Consider the following 13,617-nt stretch of genomic DNA (forward strand, 5'->3'; position numbering starts at 1 on the left):
CCGGCGGGCGGGCCGTGTTGTGGTTGAATGAACGGGCCTTGGAGGGGAGTATCCCCCATTCCTGTGGCAACCTCGTCAGCACGAGCGGCACCATTGCCGCTCCGGGGTTGCCGGTCGACTGCACCGTCGGCGGGAGAGACCTCCGGTGCCCTACCTATCGGCAACCGGAGGTCGTTGGCTGATGCATGTCACACCGCTCATCTGGATCGTCACCATCTTGGTGATCCTGGGGCTCTTCGTATTCGACTTCTTCGCGCACGTGCGCACCCCCCACGAGCCCACCTTCCGCGAATCCGCCTTCTGGTCGGCCGTCTACATCGGTATCGCGATCCTGTTCGGCTTCGTGATCATCTGGGGCTGGGGCGGCACCTACGGCGGTGAGTATTTCGCCGGGTACGTCACCGAGAAGGCCCTCTCGGTCGACAACCTGTTCGTGTTCGTCATCATCATGTCGACCTTCGCGATTCCCCGTCAGTACCAGCAGAAGGTGCTGTTGATCGGCATCGTGATGGCCCTGGTGATGCGCGGCGCCTTCATCGCCGTCGGCGCCGCGGCGATCAACGCGTACAGCTGGGTCTTCTACCTGTTCGGCATTTTCCTCGTCTACACCGCGTACAAGCTGATCCGCGAGGCCGGTCACGAGGCGGAGGTCGAGGAGGAACGCGAGAGCAAGATCATCGCGATGGCCAAGCGCTTCCTGCCGACTACCGAGGAGTTCGACGGCGACCGGCTGACCACCAAGATCGACGGCAAGCGTCTGGTCACGCCGCTGTTCCTGGCTCTCGTCGCGATCGGGTTCACCGACATCCTGTTCGCGCTCGATTCCATCCCGGCGATCTACGGCCTCACCAAGGAGCCGTACATCGTGTTCACCGCGAACGCGTTCGCGCTGATGGGCCTGCGGCAGCTGTACTTCCTGATCGGCGGGCTGCTCGAGCGGCTCGTGTACCTGTCCTATGGCCTCTCGATCATCCTCGCGTTCATCGGCGTGAAGCTGGTGCTGCACGCGCTGCACGAGAACACCCTGCCGTTCATCAACGGCGGCGAGCCCGTGAGCGTCCCCGTGATCTCCACGGGATTCTCGCTGCTCGTGATCCTCGGTGTGCTGGTGGTGACCGCGGTGGCGAGCCTGCTCAAGACCCGCAACACCGCCGCCAAGTAAGGCCGAGCAATACGCTGACGCCGCGGTGGTGCGGTCACGGAACCCAAGGGCTCGTGACCGCACCACCGCGGCGCAGCCGCATCAGGAGAAGGCGCCCATCACCGGCGTCCATTCGGTGAACCGTGCGGCCTCGACGAGGCCGGCCTTGGCGAAGGGGTCGTTCGTGAAGAGCGAGCGCACGGCCGCGACGTCCTCGGCCGTCGCCAGGATCAGTGCGCCGCTGCCGTCCGCGAACGGTCCCGTTGTCAGCACGGCGCCGCGCTCGACCAGTCCGGACAGCCACGCGCGGTGGTCGGGCCGGATCTCGTCCCTTGCGGCGGCGGTTGCCTCGCTGTAGGTGTACTCGACGGCGACGATGGGCATGGGGGCTCGCTTTCGGGAGGGGGTGGGCGGGTTCTAGAGGGTGAGGAGCATGCGGGTGTTGCCGAGCGTGTTCGGCTTCACGTAGCTCAGGTCGAGGAACTCCGCCACGCCGGTGTCGTAGGACCGGCACATCTCGCCGAACACCTCCGCGGTCACCGGGGTCCCCTCGATCTCGACGAAACCGTGCTTGCCGAAGAAGTCGACCTCGAAGGTGAGCACGAACACCCGCCCGAGTTCGAGCTCGCGCGCGACCTGGACGAGCTGCGCGACCACGAGGTGCCCGATACCGCGGCCCTTGACCTTCGGGTCGACGGCGACCGTGCGTACCTCGCCGAGGTCGGCCCACAGGACATGCAGTGCGCCACAACCGATCACCTCGCCGTCGAGTTCGACGATCCAGAACTCCTGAACGGCCTCGTAGAGGGTCACCAGGTTCTTCTCGAGCAGGATCCGGCCCGCGTAGATGTCGATCAGGCGCTTGATCTGCGGCACGTCGGAGGTTCGTGCGCGGCGGACGGTCGGAGCGTCCGGATCGGAGGTCATGGGCCCAGAGGTCATGTGGTGAAGAGTAGTCATGGAGCCAACCGATATTCTTAGCCATGTGCCCGCCCGATTGGACAGCGTCCGCGACGAAACCCTCTTCTACGGGGTGGCGTCTCGCGCTGCGTGGGTGGCGTCCCGGTGACCGCGCAGTCGCACGACGAGATGGCGTCCGGCGGGCACAAGGACGCCGGGACTGAGGTGGCACCGATCTCCGGCGGCGTGCCGCACGAGAAGCCGGTGCCCGTGGTCAACATCGCCAACATCCTCACGGTGCTCCGCATCTTCCTGGTCCCTGTCTTCCTGGTCACGCTGTTCATGGACGGCGGGCACTCGACCTTCTGGCGGATCATCGCCACGATCGTCTTCGCGGTCGCCGCGATCACGGACCGGATCGACGGCCAGCTCGCGCGGAAGTACGGACTGGTCACCGACTTCGGCAAGCTGGCCGATCCGATCGCCGACAAGGCCCTGATCGGTGCCGCTCTGGTGGGGCTGTCGGTGCTCGGCGATCTCAGCTGGTGGGTCACGGCGATCATCGCTGCCCGCGAACTCGGGATCACCCTGATGCGTTTCGCGGTCCTGCGGCACGGAGTGATCCCCGCTGGACGGGGCGGCAAGCTCAAGACGCTCGTGCAATCCCTGGCCATCGGCATGTACCTGCTGCCGCTGCCCTCCGGTTGGGCGGCGGTGAGCGCGATCGCGATGGGCCTGGCGGTCTTCCTCACGGTCGTGACCGGACTGGACTACGTGATCCAGGCGGTTCGCCTCAGGGCAGGCGTGCACCCGCACGAACCCGGGCAATGACCGACCCCCTGGTCGCCGGGACCGAGGCGGCTGACCTGGTGTCCGCTCTCACCTCGCGGGGGCAGACGGTCGCCACCGCGGAGTCGCTCACCGCGGGTCTGCTCGCGGCCACGATCGCCGGGGTTCCGGGCGCGAGCCTGGTGCTGCGCGGCGGACTGGTGGTGTACGCAACGGATCTCAAAACCGGCCTCGCTGGAGTCGATCCCGTGGTGCTGGCCTCGGATGGTCCGGTCGCCGCGAGCACGGCCAGGGCGCTGGCGGTGGGCGCGCAGGCACGGTGCGGGGCCGACTGGGGTGTGGGATTGACCGGTGTGGCGGGGCCAGACCCGCAGGATGGCCAGCCGGTCGGCACGGTCTACCTCGGTATCGCCGGGCCCGACGGGGTCTCGGCGGAGCGGCTCGAACTCGCCGGTGACCGCTGGGCGATTCGTAGCGGCGCGGTCCGATCGGCCGTGTCGACACTCCTAGTCCGCATGCGCGCGGCCGCGGCGGGATAGGCTCGGTTTGCTCAAGCCGCGGCCACCGGGAACCATTTCGGAACCCTCGGGCGTTGAACAAGCTGTTGGGCGGAGATGAAGGAGGAGCCACATGGCGGTGCTGTTGCGTGAAGCAATCGGTGACAGTCTGCGGCGTGCGAGGGTCTCGCAGAGCCGAACCCTGCGTGAGGTCTCGGGCACCGCGCGGGTGAGCCTGGGCTATCTCTCCGAGGTGGAACGCGGGCGCAAGGAGGCCTCCAGCGAGCTGCTGGCGGCCATTTGCGATGCCCTCGAAGTGCCCCTGTCCGAGGTTCTGTACGACGTCAGCGAGTCGCTGTCGGACTCCGCAGCCGATCGGGGCGCCCCTGCGAACCCGAACGTGGCCCCCGCGAGCGCGACCCCCGGTGTGGCAGGCGGTTCGCCACGCATCGCCGAGGACACCCGCATGGTGATCCCGGCGCCGAACGCCACCGCGCTCGCCGCCGCATAAGTTCTTGACAATTGGGCCGTGGCGGGGATGCCAGCGGTCGTCCGAACCGATAGATTTGTGTGTGACCACCAGTGCTCGGCTGGTGGGTCCGACCAGCATGTAGGGCAGTGCCCGTGTTCCGGTGCGTGACGGTCGCGCATCGGGTCGCGCATCGCGCGGCGCATCAAATGGAGGCAGGATCAACCCATGGCTAATCCGTTCGTCAAGGCATGGAAGTACCTGATGGCGCTCTTCAATGCGAAGATCGACGAGAAGGCCGACCCGAAGGTTCAGATTCAGCAGGCGATCGAGGACGCGCAGCGTCAGCACCAGGCACTTTCCCAGCAGGCCGCGTCGGTGATCGGTAACCAGCGTCAGCTGGAGATGAAGCTCAGCCGCCAGCTCGACGAGGTGGAGAAGCTCAACGCCAATGCCCGTCAGGCGGTCACGCTTGCGGATCAGGCCGCCACCGCCGGTGACGTCGAGAAGGCCACCCAGTACACCAATGCCGCCGAGGCGTTCGCCGCGCAGCTCGTCACCGCCGAGCAGGGCGTCGAGGACCTCAAGGCGCTGCACGACCAGTCGCTGCAGGCCGCCACCCAGGCGAAGAAGGCCGTGGAGCAGAACGCGATGGCCCTGCAGGCCAAGGTCGCCGAGCGGACCAAGCTGCTCAGCCAGCTCGAGCAGGCCAAGATGCAGGAGAAGGTCAGCGACTCGCTGCGCTCGATGGACAGCACGCTCTCCGCACCGGGCAACACCCCGAACCTGGACGAGGTCCGCGACAAGATCGAGCGTCGCTACGCGGATGCGCTCGGTTCGGCCGAGCTGGCGCAGAACTCGGTGCAGGGTCGCATGATGGAGGTCCAGCAGGCCAGCGTCCAGATGGCAGGGCACAGCCGGCTCGAGCAGATCCGGGCCTCGATGAAGGGCGACGCGCTGCCCACCGGCGGCACGGCGACCCCCGCCGCGGCCCCCGCCACCCCGGCAGCCCCCGCCACCCCGGCGGCCAATCCCGATGCAGCGGGACCTGCCGCGCAGTAGTCGCGTGGTCCGATGAGGGTGAGATGACGAGTTCGAGGCGCGGCCGAGCGGGAAGTGATTCCCGTTCGGCCGCTGCCTTTTTCACCGCCGCGGCGAACGGTGCCTCCGGTGTGGTCGCGGCCACCGAGGCGGCCCGCACCATGAGCGGGACGGTGGCGTCGGCCGTGCGGAAATGGTCCGATCCCCGTGCGAAGTTGCTCCGCAGGCGGCGCCGCGCAAACCGGCGTCGGATGCGGTACGGCACCGTCTCGGGTGCCTCGGCGGTGGGCACGGTGGGTCTGGCCGCTGCGTCGGCGCCGGAATGGTCGCTGATCGTGGGCGGCGGCGCCACCGCGCTGTTCGCGGTTCCTGCGGTCGCCGCATGGCGAACCTACCGGCGGCTCAACGAGATTCCGTTGCCCGCGCGCGCCCCGGCGCGACGGGCACTGCCACCGGTCGGGTCGGCGGCACGCGAGCCGGTTGGTCGGCTGCTCGGCGCACAGACGGGTCTGCAGGAGCTGCTGGGGGTGCTCACCAGGTCCGCTGTGGTCGCGGAGGAGGACATCGAGCAGATCGGCGATACCGCGGCGTCGGCCGCCGAGGCGCTGTTCGCGGTGGCCGATGACGTCATCGCGATGGAACGCGCGGGTTCGACGACGGCGGGGCTGCAGCTCGGCGGCGCGATCGAGGCCACAGCTGCCCGCCTGTCGGCAGGCGTGGAGCAGTACGAGGAGCTCCTCGCCTCCGTGGCGAAGATGACGGTGCCCGCCACGGCCGATTCGCTCGGAGCCCTCGAAAGGCAGCGGTCCGAGATGCTTTCGGCGTCGGATCGCCTGGAGGGGTTGGCCGGGGCGCTCGAGGAGATCGAGGCGATCAGGCGCAGGCACCGCGCCTAATCGTCGACGCCGCGCGCGGCCAGTGCCTCGCCCATCGCGTCGGCGGTGCGCAACGCGCCCACCACGACCGGTACCGCGAGTGCGCGCAGCGAGAACCCAAGGCCCCTGGCCTTTCTCGCCTCCGTCACGTCGGAGACGAGGCCGCTGAGCAGGGGGATACACCGGATGGTCATGGCGAGGACGAGTCCCACCCGATCCGGGTTGACGCCGAACCGCCGCAACGGAGCCAGCATCCGCGCCACCGCGTCCAGCATGTCCATGACCTTGGTGGTCAGCGTGACCAGGGCGGCGAGCGCCACGGACAGCAGCAGCACCCCGCACACCACGAGCGCGCGCTGCCAACCGGTGAAGATCACCTGGAAGGCGCCGACGAAGAGGAGCATCCAGATGGCAGGTCGCAGCTGCCCGAGGGTGAGCCGCCATGGGATGCGCGCCGTCGCGAATCCCGCCGCCACCAGCAGCGCGGCGGGGATGAGTTGCCAGGGTGACCGCACCGCCGCTGCGAGCGCGATGAGCGCAACGACGAGGCCGGCGAGCTTGGCCCCTGCGGGCGCTCGATGCAGCAGTGAGGCGCCCGGGTGGTAGATGCCGAGCGTGGTCATCCGATCAGTCGCCGGTAGAAGCCGATCGCCTCGTCCGGGGCGCCGTCCGCGACCACCCGACCGGAGTCGATCACCAGAACCCGGTCGAAGTCGCCGAGCAGGTCGAGCTGGTGGGTCACCGCGACCACCTGCTGGGTCAGCGCGGCGAATGTCTCGGCCACCAATCGGGTGTTACGCAGGTCGAGCAGCGTGGTCGGCTCGTCGGCGACGATCAGCTCGGGGTCGGTGACCATGATCGCGGCGAGGGCGAGCAGCTGCTTCTGGCCCCCGGAGAGCAGATGCGTCGGATGCTCTGCGTGCCCGGCCAGTCCGAACGTCTCGAGCACCGTCGCGACCCGGGCGGCGCGATCGGCTGCGGGAATCGAGCTGCGGCGCAAGGAGAACGCGATGTCCTCCGCGACCGTCGGCATGATGATCTGGTGGTCGGGGTCGGTGAACACGAAGCCGACCTTGCGCCGCACCTTGCGGCCCTCGCGCGCGGTGTCGAGGCCGTCAACTGTGACCCGACCGCCACTCGGTGTCACCAGGCCGTTGATCATCCGGGCCAGGGTGGACTTACCGCTGCCGTTCGCGCCGATGACCCCGATCCGCGCCTCGGTGAGGACCAGATCGACATCCGAGAGCACGGCGCGCTCACCGTAGTGGTGAGCGACGGACTCGAAGCGGATCTCGGGCATCGACTAGACGGCGTCGGCGGGCGTGCGGGCGGGTGCCGCCGACGTCAGCAGCGCCGGGTAGGCGCGATGCACCTGGGCGGCCACGACCGCCGCGATGACGGCCTTGAGGAGGTCGCCGGGGACGAAGGTGCCGTTGGCGCTCAGCGCCTGCCAGAAGGTGAGGTCGCTGCGGAGCATCATGCCCGCGATGCCGAAGGCGTAGATCACCACGATCCCGCCGAGCACGTTGATGACGATGCCGATGAAGACGTTGTAGCGGGGCAGCATCTTGACCGTGAGCCAGCCGATCAGCGCAACCGCGGGAATCCAGCCGATGAGGAATCCACCGGTGACGCTGGAGAGGGAGGTGAGCGACGTCCGGCCGCCCGCGAGCACGGGCAGGGCCAGGCCGAGCACGATGACGGTGAGCACGGTCAGGACGCCCTTGCGGGGTCCCAGCAGCGCGCCCGCGACCATCACGCCCAGCGTCTGCAGCGTGATGGGGACGCCGGAGGAACCGATGGTGATCGTGCCGGGCAGCCCGAGGGCGATGATCAGGGCGGCGAACACCGCGACCTGGGCGAGGTCACGAGCGGTGTTGCGGGGGCGCCTGCGGTGCGTGTAGACACGAGCGGTCGAGCTCCTTGCGAGTACGGGGACAACCCGCTGAGCCTATGCCAGCGGTGAGGACCTGCGGTGGTTCACCCGGACCGCCGCGACCTCGGCACACTAAGGGATCACCCTGATCTTTCCCTGATCTTGCCTCTGAGCTGGTGCTTTTCTGATCGATCCCTGCCAGGCTGGACGCATCGGGCCGTCAAATGCGGCGGTCGGATCGAGTGAACGGAGACCCCGGTGTTCTGGAAGATCGTAGGTATTGTCGCTCTCGTCTGGATCGCGCTCGCCGTGGTCGGCGCGCTGGTCAAGGGGCTGTTCTGGGTTCTGGTCGTCGGTGCGGTGGTGTTCGGCCTGTACCTGCTCTTCAAGGCGATGTCCGACAGCGATGCGAAGGACGTCACCCGGCTCTAGCGCGGCGCCGCGCGGTACCGCTCGGGGCCGGGCATGCTGAGGCGCATGGAGCCGATTCCCGAGGACTGGAAGCGGGGCGTCGTCATCGTCGCCCACCCCGACGACATCGAGTACGGGGCCGCCGCGGCGGTGGCCCGCTGGACCGGACAGGGTAAGGACATCCGGTATGTCCTCGCGACCAGCGGCGAGGCGGGCATCGCGGGCCTGCCGCCCGCCGAGTGCGGGCCGCTGCGCGAGGAGGAGGAACGCCGCTCGGCGGCAGTCGTCGGTGTCAGTGAGGTCGAATTCCTGGGTCACCGGGACGGCACGCTCCAGGAGGGGCTGGACCTTCGACGCGATCTGGCGGCGGCGATCCGGCGGCATCGGCCCGAGTTCGTGCTCACCATGAACTATCGCGAGACCTGGGGGCCGGGCTTCCTCAACAGCGCCGACCATCGGGCGCTCGGGCAGAGCGTGCTCGACGCGGTGTCCGACGCGGCCAACGAGTGGATCTTTCCCGAGCTCACCGAACTGCGGTGGTCGGGCGTGCGGTGGGTGGCGGTCAATGTCATGGTCGGGGCCACGCACGCCGTCGACGTCAGCGGCACGGTCGACACCGCGGTGGCGTCGCTCGCCGAACACAGCCGGTACCTGCAGGCGCTCAGCGACGTCCCGGTACTGGACCAGGCGCGGGCGCAGATCGAGATGGCGACAGGTCCGAGGGACGGTTTCGCGGCCGATCGTGCCGTCGGGTTCGAGCTGTACCAGTTCTGACGGCCTCGATGCGCTCGCCGAGGTGGAGGCGGAATGGACCGCCCACCTCGGCGAGCGCTACGACCGGACCGTCAGCGGACCGGCGCCCCGACGATGACGGATCCGGCGCCGGGAACCGCCTCGATGTCGATCGGCAGAGGGGCGACCCGCTCGCCGTCGGCGTATGCGGTGATGCCCGCCGCCTCGAGCCGCACCCGGCGGGACCGGAACGTCTGCACCTCGTCCAGGTCGACGTGGGTGCCCTTGTAGACCGTCGGGAACAGGCGCACCAGCCGCAACCGGCTCCCGGCCGCCACCACGGTGACGTCCAGCAGTCCGTCGGTGACCTCCGCGTTCGGGGTGATCAGCATGCCGCCGCCGTACGAGGTGCCGTTGCCGACCGTGACCATCGCCGCGTCCAGCTCGATCGTCTGGTCGTCGAGCACGATCCGGTAGGGGATCGGGCGCAGCTGCGCCAGCTCGACGAGCATCGCGACGTTGTAGCGCATCGGCCCGCGGGGCCACCGCAGCCGGTTCGCGCGGTCGGTGACCAGCGAGTCGAAGCCGCTGGAGAGCACGGTGCCGAACCAGCGGTCGCCGATCTTGCCGAGATCGATGGTCTCGGTGGTGCCGCGGGCGATGACATCGGCGGCGGCGGCCGGGTCGTCGACCGGGATGTGGAACAGCCGGGCGTGGTCGTTGCCGGTGCCGCCGGGGATGATGCCGAGCGGGATGCCGCTCTGGGCAAGGGCCTGCCAGGCGATGCTGATCAGCCCGTCGCCGCCGGCCGCGACCAACGCGTCGGTGCCGTCGGCAACCGCCTTCCGTGCCAGCTCGAGCGCCTCGGCCGCGGAGTCTCCCTCGATCTCGGTGACCTGGACGCCGAGCTCGCGGAGCCGGGCGATCGCGGCCGCGGCGGCCTCAGGGGCGTGGCCGTTGCCTGCGGCGGGGTTCGTCAGAACCGTGACTGATCTCATGGAATCAGCTTGCCAGGGTTGAGGATTCCGGTGGGATCAACGGCGTCCTTGACTGCCTGGAGCACCCGTCCGCCCAGCTCGCCGACCTCATTCGACATCCACGGACGGTGATCGCGCCCGACGGCGTGGTGGTGGGTGATGGTGGCGCCGACGGAGACGATCGCGTCGCCAGCGGCCTTCTTCGCCGCCGCCCACTGGGGCAGCGGATCGGCGGTCTGTGCGCAGACCACGGTGAAGTAGAGGGAGGCGCCGGTGGGGTAGGTGTGCGAGATGTGGCACATCACCAACGCCGGAGTGCCCTGTGCGGTCAGCGATTCGGTGAGCGCGGTGGTGACGGCGGTACGCAGGTTCGACAGGTTCGACCAGGTGGTGGCCGTCTCCAGTGTCTCCACGATGGCGCCCGCGTTGAGCAGCGCATCGCGCAGGTACGGCGCGTCGTAGCGGCCGTGCTCCCATGACCTGGCCGGCAGCTCGCCCAGGTCGGTACCGCCCGCGGCGGCGAGCAGCGCGCACGCCTCGGCGTGCCGGGACTCCACGTGCGCCGCGGTGCCCTCGAAGGTGGTGATCGCCAGGCAGCCCGCCGCGGGGCTCTCGCCGCCGACGTCGCCCGCCAGCGCCAGATTGAGGCCGGTCTCCGCCTCGTCGGACAGCCGCATCACGGTCGGGGTCGCGCCGGTCTGGATCACCGTGCGCAGCGCGGCCGCGCCGGTCTCGAAATCGGGGAACGACCAGGCCCGGTAGGCGGTGGTCTCGGGAATCGGGTGCACGCGAACGGCGACCTCGGTGATGATCCCGAACGCGCCCTCCGACCCGACGAACAGCTCGCGCAGGTCCGGTCCGGCGGCGGACGCGGGCGCCCGACCGAGGTCGAGGTCGCCGGTGGGGGTGGCGACCCGGATCCGCTGGACCATGTCGTCGAAGCGGCCGTAACCGGCGGAGGCCTGGCCGGAGGACCTGGTCGCGGCGAACCCGCCGATCGTGGCGAACTGGAAGCTCTGCGGGAAGTGTCCGAGCGAGAAGCCGTGTGTGCCGAGGAGCTGCTCGGCCTGCGGGCCGGTGACGCCGGCCTGCAGCGTCGCGATGCCGGACACGGTGTCGAGCTCGAGCAGGGCGTCCAGGCAGCGCAGGTCGAGAGCGATCACCTCGTGGAAACCGCCGCGCGCCGGGTCGACGCCGCCGACGACGCTGGTGCCGCCGCCGAAGGGCACCACCGCGATCGACTCGGCCGCGCAATACCGCAGCAGGGCGAGCACCTCGTCGTGCGAGCCGGGCAGGACCACCGCGTCGGGGGCATCCTGCGGCTCGGTGTCCTTGCGGCGCAACAGGTCCGGCGTGCTCTTGCCGCCTGCATGGCGGAGTCGCGTCGCGTCGTCGGTGCGCACGTGCTCGGAGCCGATCAGCTCGGCGAGGTCGGTGTGGTGGCCATCGGTCAGGTCGGTCGGGCGCAGCACCGCGGCCGACTCCTCGGGCGGCGGCGACTGCTCGGCGCTGACGCCGAGTGCGGAACGGAGCAGGGTGAGCACCTGCGGCGAGAGTTGCTTGCGGAACTCGGCGACTCCCCAGGCGTCCCACTCCATGGTGGGTGCCGCGGTGTCGGGGAACTGCGGAGTGGAGGCTGATTGCGGAGCTGCGGTGTCGGACATGCGTTACAGTGTTACATACGATGTCTATCCGTAACGCTGATCCGCAGACTGCAGCCGCAGCGCCCACCGTCGACGACCTCATTCTCGACGCAACCCGTGCCTGTGTGCTGGAGTTTGGCCTCAGGCGGACCACCCTGGCCGAGATCGCCCGTCGCGCGGGGGTGAGCCGACCCACCGTGTACCGCCGCTGGCCCGACACCAAGGCGGTCGTCGCGGACCTGCTGACCAGGGAGATCGAGCAGGCGCTGCCGGAGATGTCCGGGTCGGGGGTTGCGCGTGAGCAGTTGGTACGCGGCGTGGCGGAGACCGCTGAGACGGTGCGGACCCATCCGCTGTTCGTCAAGATCCTGCGCTCGGACCCGGAACTGCTCATCACCTACATCGTCGACCGGCTCGGGGCGAGCCAGCGGGCGATCGTCGAGACGCTCACCCCGGTCGTTCTTGTCGGCCAACACGACGGCTCGATCCGCGCGGGCGATGCCACCGGTATCGCCACCATGATCCTGCTGATGGCGCAGTCGGCCGTGCAGTCCGCCGGCATGGTCGCGGAGATCCTGCCGCCGAAGGCGCTGATCGCGGAGCTCACGCACGCGGTCGACGCGTACCTCAGACCACCCCTCACATAGGAGCAACGGTGAACCAGCAATCGAAGTCGGCGCTGAACGCGGACCGGCGCAGCCGGGAACTGTCCGGGCTCGGCGACGGGACCGCGGTGGACGTGCTCGTCGTCGGCGGCGGCATCACCGGTGTGGGTACCGCCCTCGATGCGGCCTCGCGCGGCCTGCGGGTGGTGCTCGTGGACAAGCACGACCTGGCGTTCGGGACGAGCCGGTGGAGCTCCAAGCTCGCCCACGGCGGGTTGCGCTACCTGGCGTCGGGAAATGTCGGCATCGCGCGGGAAAGCGCCGTCGAGCGCGGGATCCTGATGACGAGCACAGCGCCGCACCTGGTCCGGGCGATGCCGCAGCTCGTGCCGCTGCTGCCGTCGGTCGGGGCCTTCGAGAAGACCCTGGTGCGAACCGGATTCCTGGCGGGCGACGTGCTGCGGGCGACGGCCCGCACGTCGACGAAGGTGCTGCCGCGCTCGCGCCGGGTGTCCGCCGATCGCGCCGCGGAGCTCGCGCCCGCGGTCCGGCGGGACGGCCTGCGCGGTGGGCTGCTGGCGTTCGACGGTCAGCTGATCGACGATGCCAGGCTGGTGGTGGCCATCGCGCGCACCGCAGCGCAGCACGGTGCCACCGTACTGACCCGGGTGGGCGCGTACGACGTGACCGGTACCTCGGCGCGGCTGCGCGATGAGCAGACCGGCGAGGAACTGACGATCCGGGCGCGCGCGGTGGTGAACGCGGCGGGGGTCTGGGCCGGACAGGTCGATCCCGACATCCGTCTGAAGCCGAGCCGGGGCACTCACCTGGTGTTGCCTGCGCAGGCGCTGGGGAATCCCACCGCCGCGCTGACGGTGCCGATCCCTGGCGAGACCAACCGATTCGTGTTCGCGCTGCCCGCGCAGCTCGGGCGGGTCTACCTCGGCCTCACCGACGAGGCGATCGAGGGCGAGATCCCCGACGTGCCGCAGGCCGCGGACTTCGAGATCGACTTCCTGCTCGACACGGTGAACACCGCACTGGGGACGCCGCTGACCAGGGCGGACGTGCTGGCCACCTATTCGGGTCTGCGGCCGCTGCTCGACACCGGGGAGGGCTCCACCGCCGATCTCTCACGCAACCACGCGGTGCTCCGGTCGTCGAACGGCGTCATCAGCGTGGTCGGCGGCAAGCTGACCACCTATCGGAAGATGGCGCAGGACGCGGTCGACGCGGCCATCCGCGCGGGTGGTCTCGTGGCGGGACCGTGTGTGACCAAGAAGCTCCCGGTGGTCGGCGCGGGGCCGGTCACGGGCGACCTGCCCGCCTCGCTCGTCGCCCGCTACGGCAACGAGTCGGCGCAGGTGGCGGCGGCGGGCGAGCTCGCCCCGATCGCCGAGGGCATCGACGTCACGCACGCCGAGCTGGCCTTCGCGGTCAGCCACGAGGGGGCCCTCGACGTCGACGACCTGCTGGACCGGCGGACCCGGATCGGGCTGGTGCCCGCGGATCGCGAACGCGCGACGCAGGCGGCCGAGGCCGCGCTGAACGGCTGACGGGGCGGATCTACGGGTTTTTCCCCGACACCGGTAATTGAGGACCGTTTCTGACCGCAATTGCTCGTAGCGTCATCCCTACCAACAGACAAGGGAAGGCCGATC

General features: G+C 69.6%; 17 protein-coding genes. 10 read left to right on the forward strand and 7 right to left on the reverse strand.

Annotation, left to right across the window (positions count from 1 at the left end; all coding sequences use genetic code 11):
* Positions 1–181 precede the first annotated feature (181 nt).
* The gene (locus BTZ20_RS10765) at positions 182–1,162 is read left to right on the forward strand and encodes a TerC family protein (RefSeq protein ID WP_077041353.1); all 981 of its coding nucleotides are present in this window, start codon (positions 182–184) and stop codon (positions 1,160–1,162) included.
* Positions 1,163–1,243: 81 nt separating this feature from the next.
* Here the strand turns inward: BTZ20_RS10765 and BTZ20_RS10770 are convergent, their stop codons facing one another.
* Both BTZ20_RS10770 and BTZ20_RS10775 read right to left on the reverse strand, forming a co-directional pair.
* Positions 1,244–1,525: a YciI family protein gene (locus BTZ20_RS10770; RefSeq protein WP_077041354.1), complete on the reverse strand. Its 282-nt coding sequence runs from the start codon at positions 1,523–1,525 to the stop codon at positions 1,244–1,246.
* Between the two features lie 33 nt (positions 1,526–1,558).
* Positions 1,559–2,083 carry an amino-acid N-acetyltransferase gene (locus BTZ20_RS10775; protein ID WP_077041355.1) on the reverse strand — a complete coding sequence of 175 codons (525 nt, stop codon included), beginning with the start codon at positions 2,081–2,083 and terminating at the stop codon, positions 1,559–1,561.
* A gap of 147 nt (positions 2,084–2,230) precedes the next feature.
* Here BTZ20_RS10775 and pgsA point away from each other — a divergent pair, with 147 nt between their 5' ends.
* The 5 genes from pgsA to pspM all read left to right on the forward strand — a co-directional run bounded on the left by pgsA (position 2,231) and on the right by pspM (position 5,733).
* Entirely contained in the window at positions 2,231–2,872 is a 642-nt protein-coding gene (pgsA, locus tag BTZ20_RS10780) for a CDP-diacylglycerol--glycerol-3-phosphate 3-phosphatidyltransferase (RefSeq protein ID WP_083742919.1), read from the forward strand.
* Positions 2,869–3,369, forward strand: a complete 501-nt coding sequence (locus BTZ20_RS10785; RefSeq protein ID WP_077041356.1) for a CinA family protein — start codon at positions 2,869–2,871, stop codon at positions 3,367–3,369. Before pgsA ends, BTZ20_RS10785 begins: the two co-directional genes overlap by 4 nt.
* Positions 3,370–3,460: 91 nt before the next feature.
* Positions 3,461–3,838, forward strand: a complete 378-nt coding sequence (locus BTZ20_RS10790; protein WP_077041357.1) for a helix-turn-helix domain-containing protein — start codon at positions 3,461–3,463, stop codon at positions 3,836–3,838.
* Between the two features lie 186 nt (positions 3,839–4,024).
* Positions 4,025–4,858, forward strand: a complete 834-nt coding sequence (locus tag BTZ20_RS10795; RefSeq protein ID WP_077041358.1) for a PspA/IM30 family protein — start codon at positions 4,025–4,027, stop codon at positions 4,856–4,858.
* Positions 4,859–4,881: 23 nt separating this feature from the next.
* Positions 4,882–5,733, forward strand: a complete 852-nt coding sequence (gene pspM / locus BTZ20_RS10800) for a phage shock envelope stress response protein PspM (RefSeq protein ID WP_223263720.1) — start codon at positions 4,882–4,884, stop codon at positions 5,731–5,733.
* On the opposite strand, the gene BTZ20_RS10805 is transcribed toward pspM, so the two are convergent.
* From BTZ20_RS10805 to BTZ20_RS10815, 3 genes are read right to left on the reverse strand one after another with little or no spacing between them, the layout of a single operon-like run.
* Entirely contained in the window at positions 5,730–6,335 is a 606-nt protein-coding gene (locus BTZ20_RS10805; RefSeq protein ID WP_077041359.1) for an energy-coupling factor transporter transmembrane component T family protein, read from the reverse strand. The genes pspM and BTZ20_RS10805 overlap by 4 nt on opposite strands.
* Positions 6,332–7,012: an energy-coupling factor ABC transporter ATP-binding protein gene (locus BTZ20_RS10810; RefSeq protein WP_077041360.1), complete on the reverse strand. Its 681-nt coding sequence runs from the start codon at positions 7,010–7,012 to the stop codon at positions 6,332–6,334. Before BTZ20_RS10810 ends, BTZ20_RS10805 begins: the two co-directional genes overlap by 4 nt.
* 3 nt (positions 7,013–7,015) lie before the next feature.
* On the reverse strand, positions 7,016–7,561 hold the full coding sequence (locus BTZ20_RS10815) for a biotin transporter BioY (protein WP_077041361.1): 546 nt from the start codon (positions 7,559–7,561) through the stop codon (positions 7,016–7,018).
* 285 nt (positions 7,562–7,846) lie between these two features.
* Between BTZ20_RS10815 and BTZ20_RS27220 the strand changes: the two genes are divergently transcribed.
* Positions 7,847–8,020, forward strand: a complete 174-nt coding sequence (locus BTZ20_RS27220; protein WP_189636632.1) for a hypothetical protein — start codon at positions 7,847–7,849, stop codon at positions 8,018–8,020.
* A gap of 45 nt (positions 8,021–8,065) precedes the next feature.
* Positions 8,066–8,773, forward strand: a complete 708-nt coding sequence (locus BTZ20_RS10820) for a PIG-L deacetylase family protein (protein ID WP_077041362.1) — start codon at positions 8,066–8,068, stop codon at positions 8,771–8,773.
* Positions 8,774–8,844: 71 nt separating this feature from the next.
* On the opposite strand, the gene BTZ20_RS10825 is transcribed toward BTZ20_RS10820, so the two are convergent.
* Both BTZ20_RS10825 and BTZ20_RS10830 read right to left on the reverse strand, forming a co-directional pair.
* Positions 8,845–9,729, reverse strand: a complete 885-nt coding sequence (locus BTZ20_RS10825) for a diacylglycerol kinase (protein ID WP_077041363.1) — start codon at positions 9,727–9,729, stop codon at positions 8,845–8,847.
* A complete protein-coding gene (locus tag BTZ20_RS10830; RefSeq protein ID WP_223263779.1) occupies positions 9,726–11,306 on the reverse strand; it encodes an FAD-binding oxidoreductase in 1,581 nt (526 codons plus the stop codon). Before BTZ20_RS10830 ends, BTZ20_RS10825 begins: the two co-directional genes overlap by 4 nt.
* An 86-nt stretch (positions 11,307–11,392) precedes the next feature.
* Here BTZ20_RS10830 and BTZ20_RS10835 point away from each other — a divergent pair, with 86 nt between their 5' ends.
* Both BTZ20_RS10835 and BTZ20_RS10840 read left to right on the forward strand, forming a co-directional pair.
* Positions 11,393–11,998: a TetR/AcrR family transcriptional regulator gene (locus BTZ20_RS10835; RefSeq protein ID WP_077041365.1), complete on the forward strand. Its 606-nt coding sequence runs from the start codon at positions 11,393–11,395 to the stop codon at positions 11,996–11,998.
* Between the two features lie 8 nt (positions 11,999–12,006).
* A complete protein-coding gene (locus BTZ20_RS10840; protein ID WP_077041366.1) occupies positions 12,007–13,512 on the forward strand; it encodes a glycerol-3-phosphate dehydrogenase/oxidase in 1,506 nt (501 codons plus the stop codon).
* Positions 13,513–13,617: the final 105 nt, after the last annotated feature.

Origin of the sequence: Rhodococcus sp. MTM3W5.2 (assembly GCF_001984015.1) — a bacterium.
Taxonomy (GTDB): domain Bacteria; phylum Actinomycetota; class Actinomycetes; order Mycobacteriales; family Mycobacteriaceae; genus Rhodococcus_G; species Rhodococcus_G oryzae.

Coding starts and splice junctions, on each gene's coding strand:
- BTZ20_RS10765 (WP_077041353.1), top strand. CDS start 182: ATGCATGTCACACCGCTCATCTGGATCGTCACCATCTTGGTGATCCTG.
- BTZ20_RS10770 (WP_077041354.1), bottom strand. CDS start 1,525: ATGCCCATCGTCGCCGTCGAGTACACCTACAGCGAGGCAACCGCCGCC.
- BTZ20_RS10775 (WP_077041355.1), bottom strand. CDS start 2,083: ATGACCTCTGGGCCCATGACCTCCGATCCGGACGCTCCGACCGTCCGC.
- pgsA (WP_083742919.1), top strand. CDS start 2,231: ATGGCGTCCGGCGGGCACAAGGACGCCGGGACTGAGGTGGCACCGATC.
- BTZ20_RS10785 (WP_077041356.1), top strand. CDS start 2,869: ATGACCGACCCCCTGGTCGCCGGGACCGAGGCGGCTGACCTGGTGTCC.
- BTZ20_RS10790 (WP_077041357.1), top strand. CDS start 3,461: ATGGCGGTGCTGTTGCGTGAAGCAATCGGTGACAGTCTGCGGCGTGCG.
- BTZ20_RS10795 (WP_077041358.1), top strand. CDS start 4,025: ATGGCTAATCCGTTCGTCAAGGCATGGAAGTACCTGATGGCGCTCTTC.
- pspM (WP_223263720.1), top strand. CDS start 4,882: ATGACGAGTTCGAGGCGCGGCCGAGCGGGAAGTGATTCCCGTTCGGCC.
- BTZ20_RS10805 (WP_077041359.1), bottom strand. CDS start 6,335: ATGACCACGCTCGGCATCTACCACCCGGGCGCCTCACTGCTGCATCGA.
- BTZ20_RS10810 (WP_077041360.1), bottom strand. CDS start 7,012: ATGCCCGAGATCCGCTTCGAGTCCGTCGCTCACCACTACGGTGAGCGC.
- BTZ20_RS10820 (WP_077041362.1), top strand. CDS start 8,066: ATGGAGCCGATTCCCGAGGACTGGAAGCGGGGCGTCGTCATCGTCGCC.
- BTZ20_RS10825 (WP_077041363.1), bottom strand. CDS start 9,729: ATGAGATCAGTCACGGTTCTGACGAACCCCGCCGCAGGCAACGGCCAC.
- BTZ20_RS10830 (WP_223263779.1), bottom strand. CDS start 11,306: ATGGAGTGGGACGCCTGGGGAGTCGCCGAGTTCCGCAAGCAACTCTCG.
- BTZ20_RS10835 (WP_077041365.1), top strand. CDS start 11,393: ATGTCTATCCGTAACGCTGATCCGCAGACTGCAGCCGCAGCGCCCACC.